Source organism: Streptomyces sp. NPDC111656 (assembly GCF_055656965.1).
Genome location: NZ_JBVKCA010000001.1, coordinates 1,034,371 through 1,052,629 on the forward strand (window position 1 = coordinate 1,034,371; position 18,259 = coordinate 1,052,629).

The following is an 18,259-nucleotide window of genomic DNA, read 5'->3' on the forward strand; positions in this document are numbered from 1 at the left end:
TGACCCGGCTCAGTCAGGGCGAGTGGGCAGTGGTGGCCGTTCGGTGTGGCGCTCTGATCGCCATGTCGTGGTGGTACCGGCCGCCAGGGTGGTCACGCTTCCATCGGGCCACTCGATCCGCGCGTTTGTGCCGGTGGGCACCGTCGTGTGCACCTCGATGCCCGAGGCATGCAGCTCCCACCTGATTGCCACGCGGCCGTACGGTGAATCGTGGGCGGCGCCGGCCCAGGTGATGCCGCCGCCCGGTCGTGGGCGGAAGACGATGTCGCGGTAGCCGGGTGAGGCCGCGGTCAGCCCCGCGACGGTGGTGTGCAGCCACTGCGCGACCGCGCCGAGGGCGTAGTGGTTGAAGGAGGTCATCTCGCCCGGGTTCACGGTGCCGTCGGGCAGCATGCTGTCCCAGCGTTCCCAGAGGGTGGTGGCGTCGTGCTTCAGCGCGTACAGCCAGGAGGGGCACTCCTGTTGGAGGAGCAGGGCGTACGCGGTGTCGACGTGGTGGGTGGCGCTGAGCGCGGGTGTCACGAGCGGTGTGCCGATGAAGCCGGTCTGGATGGTGTGCCCGCCCGAGGCGACCAGTTCGGCCAGACGGTCTCCCGCGGTGGTCCGGGATGCCGGGTCGGGAAGCAGGTCGAACTGGAGGGCGACGGCGTACGCGGTCTGGGTGTCGCTGGTCATCAGCCCGGAAGGGCGCACGTAGGCGTCGATGAACGCCTGGCGTACCCGGTGCGCGAGCTCCTCGTACGTTGCCCGGTCCTTGTCGAGCCCCAGGACGCCGGCGGTCCACGCCACGTGCCGCGCGGACCAGGCGTAGTAGGCGGTGGCGATGAGGTGGCGGTCGGTGCGGCCGGCACCGGGGTCCTCCGGAGGTGCGGACGGGTCGAGCCAGTCGCCGAGCTGGTAGCCGTGGTTCCACAGGCCGGACGGGTCCGCGAGCGCGGTGATGAGGTCGACCCAGCGGCGTGCGCTGTCGTACTGGGCCGCCAGCAGTCCGGTGTCACCGGAATCCTGGTACAGCGCCCACGGGGTCAGCGTCACGACGTCGCCCCAGCCTGCACCGGGTCTGGCCGGTGTCCACTGCGGGCCGCCGGGAATAGTGGGCACGTACCAGGGCACCGTTCCGTCGGCGTGCTGCTCGACGGCGACGTCCCTCAGCCAGGACGCGAGCATGCCGTGGCAGTCGTACAGGAAGGCGGCGGTGGGCGCGAAGACCTGGATGTCGCCGGTCCAGCCGAGCCGTTCGTCGCGCTGCGGGCAGTCGGTGGGCAGGTCGACGAAGTTGCCGCGCAGGCTCCACACGACGTTCTGATGCAGACGGTTCACCTGCTCGTCGGAGCATTCGAACCAGCCGGTCCGAGCCATGTCGGTGTGGTGGACGCGGGCGGTGATGTGGGTGTGGGGATCGCCGCCGCGCCAGCCGGTGATCTCGGCGTACCGGAATCCGTGGATGGTGAAGCGTGGCTCCCAGGTCTCGGGGGCGCCGCCGCGCAGCACGTACCGGTCGGTGGAGATGGCCTCGCGCAGGGGACGGACGCACAGTTCTCCGTCCTGGAGCACCTCGGCGTGACGGATGACGACCGTGTGTCCGGCCGGGCCGGTCATGGTGATGCGGACTCTGCCGACGAGGTTCTGCCCGAAGTCCACCAGGAGACGGCCGGCGCCGAGAGTGGTTACCCGGGCCGGGGTGATCTCCTCGGTGCAGCGCACCGGTGGTCCGGTGGGGGCGACCTGTGTCGCCGGATCCCGGGTGACGATGTCGACCGGTGACCAGCCGCTGTCGTCGAATCCGGGACTGGACCAGCCCGGCCGTTCGTCCCGGGCGTCGTAGGTCTCGCCGTCGAGCAGGCCCGAGGACACGATCGGGCCGTGGGCGGCTCGCCAGGAGGCGTCTGTGCCGATGGTGGTGCGGGTTCCGTCGCGGTGGACGATTTCGAGTTGGGCGATGAGGGCGAGCCGGTCGCCGTAGAGGTTGGCGTGGCCGCCGTGGAAGCCCAGCCGCCCGCGGTACCAGCCGTCGGCCAGCCATGCGCCGACCGTGTTGCCGCCGGCGCGCAGATGTTCCGTGACGTCGTGGGTCTGGTAGCGCAGTCGGTGGTCGTAGCTGGTCCAGCCGGGCGCGAGAGCGTGGTCGCCGACCCTTCGACCGTTGATCTCGACTTCGTACAGTCCGTGGGCGGTGACGTACAACCGCGCTCTCTCCACGTCTGCGCCGATGTGGAACTCCTTGCGCAGCAGCGGTGGACGTCGGCCGCTGTCCTGCGACCGCGGCGAGATCGCGCGCGCCGTCCAGTCAGCCGACTCCAGCAGCCCCGTCTCCAGTCGCAGGGCCGGGCTCCAGCGGCTGGCCGTTCCGTCGGCACCGCGGACCCGGACGCGTATCCCGGAGCGCTCCCGTGACCCCAGTGGCCGCAGCGGCCAGTCGACGAGCACGGAGTCCTCTGAGACCACCCAGTCCGTGCGGTGCGTCCCGTCGGCGCGGGTGATCTCGATCTGGTACGCCTGCTGCGTCCAGCCGGCCGGTGCCGTCGTCTTCCAGGAGATCCGGGGCTCTGACTCACCGATGCCGAACGGCTCCCGGTGATGTTCCGCGGTCGGCGTGGCGACCGCTGCCATGGGCTGGTGGGTCATCCCTTCACCGCGCCGGCGGTCAGGCCCTTGATGATGCGCTGGTTGATGAGGAGGTACAGGACCAGGGCGCCGACCACGTTGATGCTGATCGCGGCGAACAGCGGACCGTAGGTTGTCTCGCCGTACTGCCCGGTGAAGTTGAGCAGTCCCACCTGGATGGTGCGCAGGTCGTCGTCGGTGGTGAAGGTGAGTGAGATGAGCAGGTCGTTCCAGATGAAGAAGAACTGCACCAGCCCCACGGTGAAGACGGCGTTGCGGACCATGGGGAACGCGATCCGCCAGAAGGCGACGAGGATGCTCGCCCCGTCGAGGGTGGCGGCTTCGAACACCTCGCGCGGGATCGAGCGGAAGAAGGTGGCCATCATGAAGACGGTCAACGGGAGACCGGCCGCGGTGTAGGTGATGATCAGTGGCCACAGTGTCCCCGACAGCCCGGCCTGGAAGTACACCCGGAACAGCGGCAGCAGGATCATCTGGCTCGGCACCATGATGCCGACGAGGAAGACGAGCAGGACCTTGTGGCGTCCGCGCCAGACCATCACCTCCAGGGCGAAGCCCGCGGCGACGCCGAGCAAGATGATGAGTGCGAGCGAAGGTGCGGTGGCCAGGAGGCTGTTGCGGATGTACTGCGCGACGTGCCCCGTCGTCCAGGCTTCGGTGTAGTTGTGGAAGCCCCAGTTCTTCGGAAGCGACCAGGCGGGGTCGTTGACGAACTCGGACTGGGTCTTGAAGGAGCTCAGCAGTAGCCACAGCAGCGGTGCCACCTCGATCACCAGCAGCAGGGCGACGAGTGCGTTCCGCATCAGACGCCGGGCGGACCGGCCCGGTCGAGGGGCCGCCGTCGGCGGGTGGGTGAGGGGTTCCCGCGGTGGTGCCGTGAGGGTGTCGGTCATGGGAGTTCAGCCCTTGGTGAGGTCGCGTCGCGAGAAGCGGAAGATGATGAGGGAGACACCCAGGCAGACGACGGTGAGCAGCGATGCGATGGTGCTGCCGTAGCCGTAGTCACCGTAGGAGAACGCGGTGCGGAACATGTACAGCGTCAGGGGAGTTGTGTCGCTGCCCGGGCCGCCGTTGGTCAGGGCCAGGACCGAGTCGAACACCTTGAGCGTGCCGTTGATGCTGAACACGGCCGACGACAGCACCACCGGCCAGGACAGCGGCAGGACGATGTGCCGGACCAGTCGCAGTCCCGTCGCGCCGTCCATCCGCGCCGACTCGATCGTCTCCTCGGGGATGTCGAGCAGTCCCGCGTAGATGAGCACGCCGTAGAAGCCCATGGAGCGCCACACATCCATCACGACCAGGACGAGGAAGGCCCCGCCGCCGCTGGCGAACCAGTCCCCGTGGTGGATGCCCAGCGCTTCGATGGCGGTGTTGGCCAGGCCGTTCTGCGGCGCGACAGCGAAGAGTTTCTGGAACATCAGGGCCACGGCGACCGTCGGAAGGATCACCGGGAAGAACACCAGCGTACGGATGAGCGCGGACGACTTGCGCAGTACGAACACGTAGAGCAGCGCGAGCAGGTACCCGCAGAGCACCTGCCCGACGCTGACGACGACCCCGTACTTGAAGGTGAACCACAGCGCCGCATGCGCCTGCGGGTCATGCCACAGCTTTTCGAAGTTGCCGAACCCGTCGAAGGTGAACCCCTCGATGACGTTCCCCTTGAAGAAGGTGTACCCCAGGGACCAGCCCATCGGCACCAGCATCACCAGTGTGTACACGAGCAGTGCCGGACCCAGCAGGATGGCGAGGGCACGGCGGTCTCCCAGAACTGAACGCATGTCGGCTCTTTCACGAAGGGTTCGAAAGCGGTTCGCGGGTGGCGGCGGACGGGTCAGCCGTTGTCCAGGTCCGCCTGGATCTTCTTCATGAAGTCCTGCGCGGAGAGGGATCCGGTGACCAGCGGCGCGGCGTTCGTCTGACTGGTCTCGGTCGCCTTCGTGTTGAACAGCGCCTCGAACCACAGGGTGCTGGTCGTGGTCTTGGAGATGGTGTCCTGCACCTGCTGCGTGAGCGGCGGCAGCGTGCCCGTGTCGCCCTTGGGCTTGAACCCGGAGATCGTGCCCTGGTCCTTCAGTGAGGCGGCACCGTAGTTCTTGGCGGTGCAGGAGAGCCAGTCGCCGACCTTGGAGTCGTACGCCTTCGCGGAGACGGCGACCGGGAGACCGACGTTGGCCGGAATCTGGTCGGCGGACCCCTTGCCACCGGGCACGGTCGGGAAGGGCATGAAGCCGATGTTGGATGCGCCTACCTTGTTCTTGGTCTTGTCGTTGAAGTCGCCCAGCTCCCAGCTGCCCATGTAGAACATCGCGGCCTTGCCGGTCAGGAACTGCTGTACCCCGGTGTCGTAGTCGATCGATCCGACACCCTTGCCGAAGTAACCCGCCGTGCCCAGCTCGGCGATGGCCTGCGCCGCCTTGACGTACGCGGGGTCGGTCAGCTTCGCCTTGCCGTCCGCGACTGCCCGCAGTGCGTCCGGACCCAGCTCCCGGTAGAGGTAACCGCTGACGAGACGGGTGAGGGGCCACCCCTCCTTGCCCGCCGCGGAGAAGGGGATGACCCCCGCGCCCTTCAACTTCGCCGCTGCCGCGACCAGTTCGTCGTACGTCGTCGGAACGGCGATGTGGTGGGCGGCGAAGAGCTGCTTGTTGTACCAGATGCCCTCGATGTTGAACTGGTAGGGCATCACGTTGAACTTGCCGTACAGGTTCTGCACGGTCTTGACCGCGGCCGGCTGGATGTCGTCCCACACCCCGAGGTCCTTCAGCGTCTTTTCCAGGTCGAGGACCTGCCCGGCCTTGTCCAGCGTCTTGGTGAGCGCCGGAGTGCCTCCCGCGGCGAACTGCACCGGCAGCGCGTCCTGCCCGGCGAGAAGCTGCACCTTCTGGTCGACGTTGCTGATCGGCAGCGTCTGGATCTTCAGCGGCAGAGCCGCGTTCTGCGTCTTGCACGCGTCGGTGCTCAGGGACTTGAGTTCCTGCTGCACGATGTGGTTGTCGTCGTTGATGGTGAGGGAGTAGTCCTTGGCGCCGCCGCTCGACGCGTTCGTACCTCCGCAGCCGCTCAGCACAAGGCCGGCGGTGGCAGCGGTCGCCAGGATGGCGAGGCTGCGGGGCCTGAGGGTCTGGTGCACGGGGTTGCTCCTCGCGGTGCACAGCGCATTGAAGCGCTTCAATGTTGCCCCGGAACCTACGGGCCACTACGCGGCCATGTCAAGGATGATTCGTCGATATTTCCGAACCGCAATGTGTGCACCACGACAGCAATCGGGCATGCGGGAGACCGGGCCCCTGACTTGGAGACCGGTGTGGGCCACGCGTGTGGAGACCGGTGCGGGCTACGTCTTCAGCGCGGCGCGCTGGCGCGGATGACCAGCTCGGGCTCAAGCACGACGGTGGCATGGCGGTGCTGCTCGCCCGAGGCCACCTCGTCCATCAGCAGTCGCATCGCTTCCTGCCCCATGGCCCGCCCGGGCAGGTCCACCGCGGTCAGGGGCACCGCCGCCGAACCGGCCGTGCGGTTGTTCTCGCACCCGACGACCGCGACCTGGTCGGGTACGCCGATTCCCGCCACCGTGTGCAGTTCGTGGATGATGCCGTTGGCCAGCTCGTCCGCGACGACGACGAGGCCGTCGGGCAGGTCCCCGGGCCCCCGTCCGGCGAGGTCCTTCCCGACCAGGTGCCCGTGCGCCGTGGTGAGGCCGACGCTGTCGATCTCCTCCAGCGTCACGCCGGCGCCGGCCTCCTCGACCGCCGCGCGCACTCCTCTGCGCCGGTCGCGCACGGGCTGGTAGTCGTCGTGCGCGACGACGTACGCGAGCCTGGTGCGTCCGGTGTCGATGAGGTGGCGGGTCGCGAGATACCCCACGTGCTCGTTGTTGGTGAGCACCGAGCAGCACGTGCCCGGTTTCGGCGAGAAGTTGAGGAGCACGATCTGGCGTCCGTGCGAGCGCATCCGGGCGATGCCTGCGGTGGAGTCCTCCATCGGGGCCAGCAGAACGCCGGTCACCCGGGCCTGGTCGAAAAGGTCCAGATACTCGTCCTGGAGCCCCATGTCGCACGTGGTGTTCGCGAGCAGCAGGTTGAGGCCGGCCGCCCGGGCTGCTTCCTGAGCGCCGTGCGCCATGTCGATGAACAGCGAGTTCTCGATGTCCGCGAGCACCATGCCGACACTGTCGTTCGATCCGGAAGCCAGCGACCGGGCGGCGTCGTTGCGCACGAAACCCAGCCGTGCGATGGCTTCGCGGACACGTTGCGCCGTCACGGGACTGACCTTGGCCGGATGGTTCAGCACGTTGGAAACGGTGCCGAGCGAGACGCCCGCTGCCTTCGCGACGTCCTGCATGCTCGGACCGGCGTGCCCGTTTGCCCGTGGACCTGCGGCTGCCACGACGCTCCTCGACTTCCGGTCTCGTTCGGCCCGGACGCGACGCTGAAGGACCGGGCTCTGTGGACAGGCGCAGGATACATGCTTCCGTTAAAGCGCTCCAATCCCGACTCCCGCGCCCACCCTTCAGAGCTCGGATGATGGCACGGACGCGGAGGTCGCGGTACTGATCCCCGATGTGTACGCGGGCTGCCGATCGCCCGGAGGCCGTCCGGCGGCCGAGTGTCTCCTGCGGGAAGCACCACCAGGCGCGACTGGCTCAAGCCCGTGGGATGAGTGCGCGGACTCTTGACGAGCGGCACGGAGAGTGTCAGCCTCGCACCGCCAAAGGGATTGAAGCGCATCAATCCTGCTTCCCGCCTCTCACGTCCCCACCCGAGCGATGACGTTCCCTGCGCCGCACTCGGCCGGGGCTCGCGCTCACCAGCTGCCGTTCCGCGTCGGAGCACACGGTCTGCTTCCGCCCGCGCCGTCCTTCTCTCACCGTCGAGGGAGTCACGAAACCATGCACAGGAACAGACGATCACGGGCGAAGGCCGCCGCCATCGGCGGTGGCCGCCTTGGTGCCCTTCATGGCGCCGGCCATGTCGGCCCGCGCCGTCACCTACAGCGGCGGCGTCATGTGGCTGGCGCCGAGCGGAGCACCCTCCTACGGCTCGCTCCACGCGCACGCGATCATGCTCCAGCTCAGCACCGACTCCAACGGCACGCTCCTGGCATCCTCAGAGCGGTACTCCGGCAACGGCATGCCGGTGTACCGCAGCACCGACGCGGGGCGCACCTGGACGCAGATCTCCACGGTCCACGACCAGGTCAACTCCTGGAACAACATCCAGCTCGAACCCGTGCTCTACGAGCTTCCGCAGGCGGTCGGCTCGTTTCCCGCCGGCACGATCATCGCGGCGGGTGACCTCGGGTGACCTCCTCGACTCGGCGGGGGCCACCGCCGGCGGCAGCGCGGTCGTCCGGAAGCCGGCCTCCGGCGGGGCGTCCCAGCAGTGGTCTCTCACCGACACCGGAGTCGGCAAGTACCAGGTGGTCAACCGTGCCGGCGGACTGGCTCTGACGGTGGCCGACGCCTCGACCGGCGACGGAGCACTTCTGGACCAGGAGACCATCTCGACCGCATCCGCACGGTGGTGGACGATCACGAAGATCAACTAGTCGCGCCCTCCCACAGGCGGACAGCCGACCAAAGCGCGCCGCCACGGCAGATCCGCCCACTGATTCCTCAGCCGCTCGGGAGCCGTTCGGGCGGCGAGGCAGCAGGACACCGCCATCCGACCCTGTTCCCCGAGGACGGGGCCGTAGCGGGCCGACCGGGGGCGGACCCCCGTGAGCCGACGGCCGAACATCGGCTGCGTGGTCGCACCCGAGCATCAGCGATACAAAGGAGTACCGCATGACCACCCATCACTCCGAAGGTCCACGTCCCGGAATCAGCAGACGGCGCAGCCATCCCGCGCTCGCCGTGATCGTGGCCGCCCTCATGACCCTTCTCGGTCTGGTCACCGCCGGGCCTGCGCAAGCCCTCAGCGGTGACATCCGTATGCACGACCCGTCCGTCATCAAGGTCGGCAGCTGCTACTACGGGTTCTCCACCGGGTTCGAGAACGACTCGCTCAACGCGAGCGGCTCCATCACCGAGCGCAGGACGTGCGACAGTACCCCGGCCACCGGCTGGACCAAGATCGGCAACGTGTGGGACTCGACGCCGTCCTGGGTCACCACCAAGCTCGGTTCGACCCCGCCGAACATCTGGGCCCCGGACATCAAGTACTTCAACGGCACGTACCACCTGTACTACGCGGGCTCACTCTGGGGCACGTCGTACGCCGTGATGGGTCTGGCCACGGCCACGAACATCGAGGGCCCGTGGACCGACCAGGGCATGGTCACGGACGTCAACTACCCGATCGACCCCAACGTCGACTGGGGACCGGACGGTCGGCTGTACATCTCCTGGGGCTCCTGGACCGGCAGCGGCACCTACATGCACGTACTGGACTCCTCCACGGGCAAGCTGTCCACCACCGACAACAACCTCTGGCACATCGCCGTCGGGATCGAGAACACGACGATCATCCTCAACGGCGGCTACTACTACCTTTTCGGCTCGAAGGGGACCTGCTGCAGCGGGGTCAACAGCACCTACTACACGGTGGTCGGGCGGTCCGCGAGCATCACGGGACCGTACCTCGACCAGAACGGCACGGACATGGCTTCAGGCGGTGGGACCACCGTCCTGACCGGTGCCTACCCGAGGGTGGCCGCCGGCGGTGCGGACGCCTACGACGACGGTTCGTCGAAATTCCTTGCCTACCACTACTACGACGGCAACAACTCTGGGCAGGAGACCCTCGACATCCGTCAGGTCACCTTCTCCGGCGGCTGGCCCGTCATCGCCGGCCCGCTCGGAGCGGCGAACAGCCACCTGTTGAACCGGAACAGCGCCAAGTGCGCGGACGTCTGGTATCTGAGCACGGCGGACGGCGCGGCCGTGAACTCGGGGAACTGCAACTCCGGGGCCAACCAGCAGTGGGTGCCGACGGCTGTCGGCTCCAACTACGAGCTGGTCAACGTCAACAGCGGCAAGTGCCTCCAGATCTCCGGCGCTTCCACCGCCGACGGCGCGGTCGCCGTCCAGTCGACGTGCACGGGAGCCTCGCACCAGCTGTGGACGAAGACGACGGTGATCGGCGGCTACGTCACCTTTGCCGACGTCAACAGCGGCAAGTGCCTCGAGGTCGCCGGAGCGTCGACCGCCAACGGAGCGGCCCTGGACCAGTCGAGCTGCAACGCCGGGACGAACCAGCAGTGGCTTGTCGTCTGACATGTCAGGCGGCAGTGTCCCCGAGTCAGGAGACACCTGCATGCATGCCTGTTCAGGGCCGCGGACCGTGAACAGGCATGCATGATGTCCGACGGCCTCGCCGTGGTTCGCTCCGGCGCAGACCGGCGGGGCTGTCCGAATTCGATTCCGCCGGCGATCTCGTGAAGGCCGAGGTCGAGCCGCCGTTGGAGTGGGAAACGTCCGATCGCGGCGGCTGCGTGCTCATCGCCCGAGACCGTGTTTCTTCCCGGCAGGACGGGGGTGCAGGTTGTGCGTGTGGAAGTGCTCCGTGGCTGGACGTGCACCCAGGTGCGGCCGGTGGGTGGGCGGCGGCGGGGCATGGCCGAACCCGTCCCCGAGATCCAGGAGGAAGGCGGGACTGCGCCTCCAGCGCGGTGGAGCCTGTCGGTTGTCGCCGACGTCGCCCATGTCTCGCCCACGGTCGCTGAGGCATCAGTGGTCCGCGACGTGAACAGCCGAGCCTGCCAGGAGAGTTGATTCACGATTCCGACGATGACGTCGCCCCGTTCGGCCCGGCGGCTTGCGGGTCCATAGAATTATGGTCATACTTCAATCGTCGACGCGAGAGGCGCTGAGGGGCTCGACCGCTCAGGGCTCGGACATCCACGGCCTCCGACCGTCGACCCCGCGGACTGCAGCTGCAGCCGGGAGATGCAGGTGACTGCTCAGCGCCGTATCCCTCTACGCAGGGGGCGGCGTGCTCGCAGGAGCCCCCATGCCGAAGGGATACGGCCGTGACTGATTCACAGGAAGTGCGAGGTGACGTGGTGACGTCGTACAAGAGCGCCCCGACCCGCACCATCACCGCCGGGGGAGTGACCTTCGCCTATCGCGAACTCGGTCCCCGGTCCGGCGTCCCGGTGGTCTTTCTCACCCACCTCGCCGCGGTCCTCGACAACTGGGACCCCAGGGTTGTCGACGGCATCGCCGCCAAGCGCCGCGTCATCACGTTCGACAACCGGGGTGTCGGCGCTTCGAGTGGTTCGACGCCACGCACCATCCAGGCGATGGCGAAGGACGCCGTCACCTTCATCCGGGCGCTCGGTTTCGAATACGTCGATCTCCATGGCTTCTCGATGGGTGGCATGATCGCCCAGGTGATCGTGCAGACCGATCCGGACCTCGTCCGCAGGCTGATCCTCACGGGTACCGGCCCTGCGGGCGGCGAGGGCATCAAGAACGTGACCCGGTTGTCCCATCTCGACACCGTCCGAGCGCTGCTCACCCTTCAGGACCCGAAGCAGTTCCTCTTCTTCACCCGCACCGCCAACGGGCGTCGGGCAGGGAAGGAGTTCCTGGCCCGCCTGAAGGAGCGCACCCACGACCGGGACAAGGCGATCTCCCTCGGTGCGTACAACTCCCAGCTCAAGGCCATTCACCGCTGGGGGGTGGAGCGGCCGCACGATCTCTCCGTCATCGACCAGCCTGTGCTCGTCGCGAACGGTGAGAGCGACAGGATGGTGCCGTCGAAGAATTCTGCCGACCTGGCGCGGCGAGTGCCGAACGGCGAGTTGGTGTTCTACCCCGACGCCGGGCACGGCGGCATCTTCCAGTACCACCGGCAGTTCGTCGAGACGGCTGTCGAGTTCCTCGAACGGCAGTAAGTGTGAAGTGCGGTCGTCTCCTGGGCCGAGGACGCTGCCTCGGAGCCGTGACGCTCCTCCGGTGAGCGGCTTGAGCCCCCGTTCGGAGTCGCTGACTTGCTTACTTCCCGGTCGTCCGGTGATGGCGACTGCTACGGGACGGCGATGCCGAGCCTGGCGCGGTGGGTGCGCCCCGTCATCGAGGCGGGCGGCGGCCTCGGTGGATCCTCCGGCCCAGGCAGCAGGGCGAGGGCCTGCTCGACGCGGGAACGGGCTTTGCGGTGGGGGCGGTTGTGTTCCTGCCTTCCACCGGACGGCTCGGCCTGCCCGCGCTCACGACGGTGCGCAATGGCCAGCCCGGTACCCGGGTGGCCGCCGTCCGTGACGGCAGTGGAATCTCTGACGGCGTCCTTCGCGTCGCACGATTCTCATGCGTTGCGGTCGCTGCCCTCAACTCCACTTGCCTACCGGCCGGTCGGCGCGAGGTGAGGCTGAAGAAGCCTCCTCGGTGACTCGGTGACTCGGTGACTCGGTGACTCGGTGGGCGGCTGGGAGCCGTCCCGATCGGGGCTCCGAGCCATGAGTGGTGACCTGGGTCGGCGCTTGGACCGGGGGGACCGTGGTCACGCTCGGGCTCGACGTCCTGGCGCAGGGCGCGGCGGAAGCGGGCGGCCACCCTGGCGCGGATCAGCCGTTCCTCTCAGCGCATGAACGAGAGGGCGTTCTCGATTCCCCGTTCAAGCACCTCATCGGCGAACTTCCCGTCGGAGAGGGCGCGGGACAGCTGCAACGTCCCCACCATCATGGTGTAGAGCCCGATGGCCTTGCCGCGAGCGGACCGCGGATCCTCGGGTGCCAGGCGGGCGGCGATCTCATCCACGATCTCCCGCGCGCCGTCGTTGTAGGCCTGCTTGGTCCCGTCCCCGCAGCGGCCGATCTCGTCGAGCAGGGCGGCGGAGGGGCATCCGTCACTGCGGTGGTCCCGGTGCTCGGGCGACAGATACTCGCGAACGAGGTCCTCGAGTCCAGGGCGGCCGGGCCGCAGAGTGCCGTACCTCGCGACCTGCGTGCGCAGTTCGTCGGCCACGACATGGGCGACGAGGTCGTCCTTGGATGTGAAGTGGGCGTAGAAGGCTCCGTTGGTGAGCCCGGCATCCGACATCAGCGTGGAGATGCCCGAGCCGTCGATGCCGTCCTGCTTGAACCGGTGGCCGGCCTTCTCGATGATCCGTTGCCGCGTCACCTGCTTGTGCTCCTTGGTGTAGCGCACCACAGGGTTCCTCCATTCGCTCCGCGGGGCCATTGCCTCGCACCCCATCCTAATCTATGGTCTGACGTGCGTAATATTATGATCGACAGACAATGTTGCAGCCGATCTGTCACCGTCAGGGATGAGGCATGCCGTGAGTGACGTTCCCTTCCGATCTGCCGTGGATCAGTCACGCGCGCTGGCCGCAGGTGAGGTCTCGAGCCAGGAACTCGTCGAGCTCTACCTTGAGCGGATCGCCACCCACAATCCCGCGCTGAACGCGGTGGTGACACTCGACCCCGAGCGCGCCCGCCGCGAGGCCGCGGAAGCGGACGCGGCGCGGGCGGCGGGGCAGGACCTCGGCCCGCTGCACGGCCTGCCGATCACGGTCAAGGACAGCTTCGAGACGGCGGGCATGCGTACCGTCTGCGGGCGTGCGGACCTGAAGGACCACGTGCCCGACCAGGACGCCGAGGCGGTCAAGCGGCTGCGTTCGGCCGGCGCTGTGATCATGGGGAAGAGCAACATGCCGCCGGGCAACCAGGACGTTCAGGCCGACAACCCGGTGTTCGGTCCTTCATCGAATCCTTGGGACACGAGCCGCACCTCGGGCGGGTCCGCCGGCGGCGGCGCCGTCGCCACCGCCGCGGGCCTCGCGGCGTTCGACTTCGGCTCGGAGATCGGAGGCTCGACCAGGATCCCGTCCCACTTCAACGGCCTCTACGGCCACAAGTCGACCTGGCGGTCGATTCCCCTCATCGGGCATGTGCCCTACGGCCCGGGCGCGGGACGGTGGACGGACGCGGACATGGCCTGCGGCGGCGCGCAGGTCCGCGACGCCCGTGATCTCGTCCCGATCCTGCGGGCAACGGTCGGGACGGCCGACTACGACGGCGGTTTCAGCTACACGCTCGCACCGCCGCGCGCGACCAAGCTCGCCGACTTCCGGGTCGCCGTCTGGAGCGAGGATCCCTCATGTCCGGTCGACAGCGACGTCGCGGAAGCCGTGGACGACGCGGTCACTGTGCTGCGGGCGGCCGGCGCGAAGGTCATGGTCCAGCCGGCGCGCCTCCCTGTCGACATCGCGACGAATCACCGGAAAGCCTTCCTGCCCCTGCTCTTCGGTGCGCTGTCCTACGACCGCAGCGGTCTCACACCCGCCCCCAACGCCGCCTTGCTGGCCCGGCTGGTCCAGCGCCCGCGCGGCGACGCCGGTCCCGCCCTGCTCGGAACCTTCCAGTCCCACTATCACTGGCTGAAGGCCCACACGGTGCGCAACGAGATCCGCCGGCGATGGTTCGAGTTCTTCAAGGACTTCGACATCGTGCTCATGCCGGTCACCCCGACGGCCGCCCCCGCCCACCACAACAAGCTGATCGACCGGTTCGGGCGGCCCTTCGAAGTCGACGGTGTGCGGCGCCCTTACTGGGACCAGGTCAAGTGGAACGCCATCGCCAACGTCTCCGGCGGTCCGGCGACGACCATCCCGGTGCGCAGGGGCAGGAGCGGACTGCCCATCGGTCTGCAGGCCATGGGCCCGAGCGGAGGCGATCTCACCACCATCGAGTTCGCCGCTCTGCTGGGTTGGGAAGTGGACGGCTTCGTGCCGCCTCCGGCGTTCGCCTAGACCGACCGCGCACACCCCGAGAACCAGGAGAGCGATGATGCTCAGTCCGCGCCGCAACGTGTCACGACTGCTGACGGATTCCGCGTCCCGACATCCGGAGCGCACCGCGATCATCTTCGGCGACGACCGGATCACGTACGACGACCTCGATGCCGCGGCCAACCGCGTCGCGAACCTGCTCGTCTCGCGCGGGATCCGTCCGGGGGACAAGGTCGCACTGTCCTGCCCCAACCTGCCCCACTTCTCCAGCATCTACTTCGGCATCCTCAAGGCGGGTGCCGCGGTTGTGCCGCTGAACGTGCTGCTGAAGGCCCGCGAGGTCGCCTACCATCTCACCGACTCCGACGCGAAGGCGTACTTCGCGTTCGAGGGCACGGCGGAGCTGCCGATCGGGCAGGCCGCGTGGGCGGGGTTCCGGGCCGCCGAGGGCTGCACCGAGTTCTTCCTGATCGAAAGCGGTGGCGCGCCGCCGAACGGGGACGAGACACCGGAGTCCTACGCCTCGGTCGTCGCCGAGCAGCCCGTGACGTTCCGGACGGTCGAGCGCGACGAGGACGACACCGCGGTGGTCCTCTACACCTCCGGCACGACCGGTCACCCCAAGGGCGCGGAGCTGCGGCACCGCAACGTGTACGAGAACGCGCTCACCGGCATCGACCTGTTCGAGGCCGATCCCGAGCGCCCCGACACCTACCTGTGTGTGTTGCCGTTGTTCCATGCCTTCGGCCAGACCGTGATCCAGAATGGCGCCTTCGCCTTCGGCGGCACGATCGTGATGCAGCCGAGGTTCGAGGCGCAGGCCGCCCTGCGTCTCATGCTCAACCACGACGTGACGTTCTTCGCCGGAGTCCCGACGATGTACTGGGGTCTGCTCGCGGCACTCGACGAGACGGTCGACGTCGCCCGCCTGGCAGCGAACCTTCGCGTGGCGGTTGCCGGCGGCTCAGCCCTGCCCGCCGAGATCCACAAGCAGTTCAAGGACCGCTTCGGAGTCACGATCCTCGAGGGCTACGGACTGTCCGAGACCTCCCCGATCGCGTCCTTCTCCCGGTTCGGTGAGGCACCCCGCGTCGGGTCGATCGGAGTGCCCATCCCGGGCGTGGAGATGAAACTCATCCGCGACGACTGGTCCGAGGCCGAGGGCGGCCCCGACACGATCGGGGAGATCGCGATCAAGGGACACAACGTCATGAAGGGCTACTACAGAAGGCCCGAGGCGACGGCCGAGGCGATCAAGGAGGGCTGGTTCCGCTCCGGCGACCTCGCACGCAAGGACGAGGACGGCTTCTACTACATCGTCGACCGATCCAAGGACATGATCATCCGCGGTGGCTTCAACGTCTATCCGCGCGAGATCGAGGAAATGCTCATGGAGCATCCCGCCGTCTCGTTGGTCGCCGTGATCGGCGTACCGCACGAATCCCACGGCGAGGAGATCAAGGCCGTCGTGGTGAAGAAGGCCGACAGCGGCACGACCGAGGACGAGCTCGTCGGCTGGGCGAAGGAGCGGCTCGCCGCGTACAAGTACCCGCGCGTCGTCCAGTTCGTCGACGAACTGCCCCTGACCTCGACCGGCAAGATCCTCAAGCGTCAACTCGCCTGACCGGCCCGGCCGAACAGAGCCGGAGCTCATCGGCGGTCGGGCAACTCGGTCGATGCCGCCCGTCTGTTCAAGGGCACCCGCACACCCCCACGCACTCACCCCGACCCAAGGAAGTCTGGCCATGACGTCCCTTCACGACCACCTGACTCTGCCCAACGGCCAGGTGTTGCCGAACCGGATCATGAAGTCCGCGTTGAGCGAGGGACTCGCCGACAGGCGCAATGCCCCGGACCATCGCATCGAGCAGCTCTACCGGACCTGGAGCACCGGCGGGTACGGACTGATCATCACCGGAAACGTCATGGTCGACCGCACCCAACTCGGCGAGCCGGGCAACGTCGTCATCGAGGACGAGCGCGACCTCGCCGCGCTCACCCGATGGGCCGCGACGACCAAGGACGCCGGCATTCCGACCTGGGTGCAGCTCAACCATCCCGGCCGTCAGGCCAACATGCTCGCGCTCGGGCACACACCGGTCGCACCCAGCCCGATCACGCTCAACCTGCCCGGCGCCACCAAGCCCCGCGAGCTGACGTCCGCGGAGATCGAGGACATCATCGAGCGGTTCGCGGCCGCGGCGGCGGTGTGCGAGACGGCAGGCTTCGCCGGGGTACAGGTGCACGGGGCTCATGGATACCTGGTCAACCAGTTCCTCTCCCCGCTGTCGAACCGGCGCGACGACGAGTGGGGCGGCGACCCCGAGCGCCGGATGCGCTTTGTCCTCGAGGTCGTGCGCCGCATACGGTCACGGGTGTCACCCGGCTTCGCCGTCGCCGTCAAGCTCAACTCAGCCGACTTCCAGCGCGGGGGATTCACGGAGCAGGAGTCCCGCGAAGTCGTCGCGGCTCTGGCGCGGGAAGGACTCGACCTGATCGAGATCAGCGGCGGCAACTACGAGTCGCCGGCGATGACAGGTGCCTCAGCGGCGTCGACGCGCGCCCGAGAGGCCTACTTCCTGGAGTACGCCCGCACGGTGCGCGGCCTGGTGGGCGACATCCCGCTGGCGGTCACGGGTGGCTTCCGCTCCCGTGACGCAATGGCGGGTGCCGTCGCCGCCAGGGAGTGCGATGTCGTCGGCATCGGGCGACCCACCGCCACGACGCCCGATGCCGCCGACGTGATCCTCACGGGGCGCGCCGAGGCCGTTGTCGCACACCAGATGCGCTTTGGGATGCGCCGCGTGCTCGGCAAGGTCGCCGACCTCAAAGCACTCGACGGGGTGCTCGACCTGAGCTGGCATGCCGACCAGCTGCACCGACTCGGCGCCGGACTCGCTCCCGACCTGCGCCGCGGACGTCTGGCCACCACTGTCTCGATGGTGCGGCGAAACGGCAGGACCTCCTTCCGTCGTAAGCGTGGGGCCTGAGGCCCGCTCCGGCTGGTGCCGCCCGCGACAACCTGAGGACCGCCGCGGGCGGCACCAGCCTGCTCTCCAACGCCTGATCAGGCCGACCGGACGGTGGTGAGCGGCCGGGCCGCCTCGGCGAAGGCCGTGAAGAGGTGATGGACCGCCTCGACGTCGCCGTCCACCGCGAGGCGGCCGGACTCGGTGGCGGCGGACGGCTCCTCATCCCCGAGCGACAGCGCGATGAACGTTCCCGCGTCGCACGCCACAGTGGCGGGCGAGGCGGCAGGTGACCTCGCGGACCGGACCCGGAGCGCCCCGTGATCGACGGACATGGAGAACCGTGCACCGGCATCGACGTCGCACTCGAGAGCAAGACCGGCCAGCCGACCGGGGGCGATCGCCATGGTCATGCACAGCGCCACCATGTCCGTCCGAGCAGTCGACGGATCGACACCGTCGCTCATCAGGCCCAGGCCCCACAGCCCGAGTCCGATGACCGGGATCCTCAGCCCTTCGCCGAAGTCGGTCAGGGCGTACTCCGGCGCCGGCTCGGCCTTGGAGACGACGCCGATCGCGTGCAGCGTGCGAAGCCGGTCGGTGAGGCGATTCGGTCCGATCGACGGCATGCGGCCGAGCTGGGCTGTTCGTTCGTCGATGCGGTGGGTTCCTGGTGGCCGAAGAGCTGAAGTTGCACTGCCGTCCGGCCCGCGGCCGCGAGGCCGATGGCTTACGACCGGGGGTGGGCACCGGCTCCCAGCCGGGCGGTGACTTCCGCAGGGTTGAGGGCGGAGTATGCCGCGGGGCACTCGGCTACGACGCGGACCGGAGTGCCGCAGTCCGGCTCCTGGTAGGGGACGGTCTTCGGGACGTCGGCCGGACCCGCTTGCGGAGGCGGCTGCTGAGGACGCCCTCGGACAGGCTGATGTGGGGGTGGAAGTCGTCGAAACGGCGGACTCCGCTGACGGTGTCAGTGCTCGGACG

Annotated in this window: 14 protein-coding genes; 7 read left to right on the forward strand and 7 right to left on the reverse strand. The window is 68.3% G+C overall.

Going from position 1 to position 18,259, the window contains the following annotated elements; genetic code table 11:
• Positions 1-9: 9 nt before the first annotated feature.
• The 5 genes from ACZ7M3_RS04795 to ACZ7M3_RS04815 form a co-directional block, all read right to left on the reverse strand.
• Complete coding sequence (locus ACZ7M3_RS04795) at positions 10-2,625, reverse strand: family 78 glycoside hydrolase catalytic domain (RefSeq protein ID WP_472060727.1); 2,616 nt, start codon at positions 2,623-2,625, stop codon at positions 10-12.
• Positions 2,622-3,518 (reverse strand): carbohydrate ABC transporter permease, encoded by an 897-nt coding sequence (locus ACZ7M3_RS04800; protein ID WP_472060729.1) that lies wholly within the window; start codon positions 3,516-3,518, stop codon positions 2,622-2,624. Before ACZ7M3_RS04800 ends, ACZ7M3_RS04795 begins: the two co-directional genes overlap by 4 nt.
• A 6-nt stretch (positions 3,519-3,524) precedes the next feature.
• Positions 3,525-4,409 (reverse strand): carbohydrate ABC transporter permease, encoded by an 885-nt coding sequence (locus ACZ7M3_RS04805; RefSeq protein WP_472060731.1) that lies wholly within the window; start codon positions 4,407-4,409, stop codon positions 3,525-3,527.
• A 53-nt stretch (positions 4,410-4,462) separates the two neighbouring features.
• Positions 4,463-5,761 carry an ABC transporter substrate-binding protein gene (locus ACZ7M3_RS04810; RefSeq protein WP_472060733.1) on the reverse strand — a complete coding sequence of 433 codons (1,299 nt, stop codon included), beginning with the start codon at positions 5,759-5,761 and terminating at the stop codon, positions 4,463-4,465.
• Between the two features lie 212 nt (positions 5,762-5,973).
• Positions 5,974-6,972 carry a LacI family DNA-binding transcriptional regulator gene (locus tag ACZ7M3_RS04815; protein WP_472060734.1) on the reverse strand — a complete coding sequence of 333 codons (999 nt, stop codon included), beginning with the start codon at positions 6,970-6,972 and terminating at the stop codon, positions 5,974-5,976.
• A 614-nt stretch (positions 6,973-7,586) separates the two neighbouring features.
• On the opposite strand from ACZ7M3_RS04815, the gene ACZ7M3_RS04820 reads away from it, so the two are divergent.
• The 4 genes from ACZ7M3_RS04820 to ACZ7M3_RS04835 all read left to right on the forward strand — a co-directional run bounded on the left by ACZ7M3_RS04820 (position 7,587) and on the right by ACZ7M3_RS04835 (position 11,472).
• Entirely contained in the window at positions 7,587-7,934 is a 348-nt protein-coding gene (locus ACZ7M3_RS04820; protein WP_472060736.1) for a sialidase family protein, read from the forward strand.
• A complete protein-coding gene (locus ACZ7M3_RS04825) occupies positions 7,921-8,178 on the forward strand; it encodes an RICIN domain-containing protein (protein WP_472060738.1) in 258 nt (85 codons plus the stop codon). The genes ACZ7M3_RS04820 and ACZ7M3_RS04825 overlap by 14 nt, the downstream gene beginning before the upstream one ends.
• Before the next feature lie 238 nt (positions 8,179-8,416).
• Positions 8,417-9,847 (forward strand): family 43 glycosylhydrolase, encoded by a 1,431-nt coding sequence (locus ACZ7M3_RS04830; RefSeq protein ID WP_472060740.1) that lies wholly within the window; start codon positions 8,417-8,419, stop codon positions 9,845-9,847.
• 755 nt (positions 9,848-10,602) lie between these two features.
• Positions 10,603-11,472: an alpha/beta fold hydrolase gene (locus tag ACZ7M3_RS04835; RefSeq protein ID WP_472060742.1), complete on the forward strand. Its 870-nt coding sequence runs from the start codon at positions 10,603-10,605 to the stop codon at positions 11,470-11,472.
• Positions 11,473-12,151: 679 nt separating this feature from the next.
• Here the strand turns inward: ACZ7M3_RS04835 and ACZ7M3_RS04840 are convergent.
• A complete protein-coding gene (locus ACZ7M3_RS04840) occupies positions 12,152-12,724 on the reverse strand; it encodes a TetR/AcrR family transcriptional regulator (RefSeq protein WP_472060743.1) in 573 nt (190 codons plus the stop codon).
• Positions 12,725-12,842: 118 nt separating this feature from the next.
• Between ACZ7M3_RS04840 and ACZ7M3_RS04845 the strand changes: the two genes are divergently transcribed.
• From ACZ7M3_RS04845 to ACZ7M3_RS04855, 3 genes are all read left to right on the forward strand, one after another.
• Positions 12,843-14,327, forward strand: coding sequence for an amidase (locus ACZ7M3_RS04845; RefSeq protein ID WP_472060745.1), 1,485 nt, complete (start codon positions 12,843-12,845; stop codon positions 14,325-14,327).
• A gap of 34 nt (positions 14,328-14,361) precedes the next feature.
• Complete coding sequence (locus ACZ7M3_RS04850; RefSeq protein ID WP_472060747.1) at positions 14,362-15,930, forward strand: long-chain-fatty-acid--CoA ligase; 1,569 nt, start codon at positions 14,362-14,364, stop codon at positions 15,928-15,930.
• A 121-nt stretch (positions 15,931-16,051) separates the two neighbouring features.
• Complete coding sequence (locus ACZ7M3_RS04855) at positions 16,052-17,296, forward strand: NADH:flavin oxidoreductase/NADH oxidase family protein (protein WP_472060749.1); 1,245 nt, start codon at positions 16,052-16,054, stop codon at positions 17,294-17,296.
• Positions 17,297-17,373: 77 nt separating this feature from the next.
• Here ACZ7M3_RS04855 and ACZ7M3_RS04860 read toward each other — a convergent pair whose 3' ends face one another.
• Positions 17,374-17,904: an alkyl sulfatase C-terminal domain-containing protein gene (locus tag ACZ7M3_RS04860; protein ID WP_472060751.1), complete on the reverse strand. Its 531-nt coding sequence runs from the start codon at positions 17,902-17,904 to the stop codon at positions 17,374-17,376.
• Between the last annotated feature and the right edge of the window lie 355 nt (positions 17,905-18,259).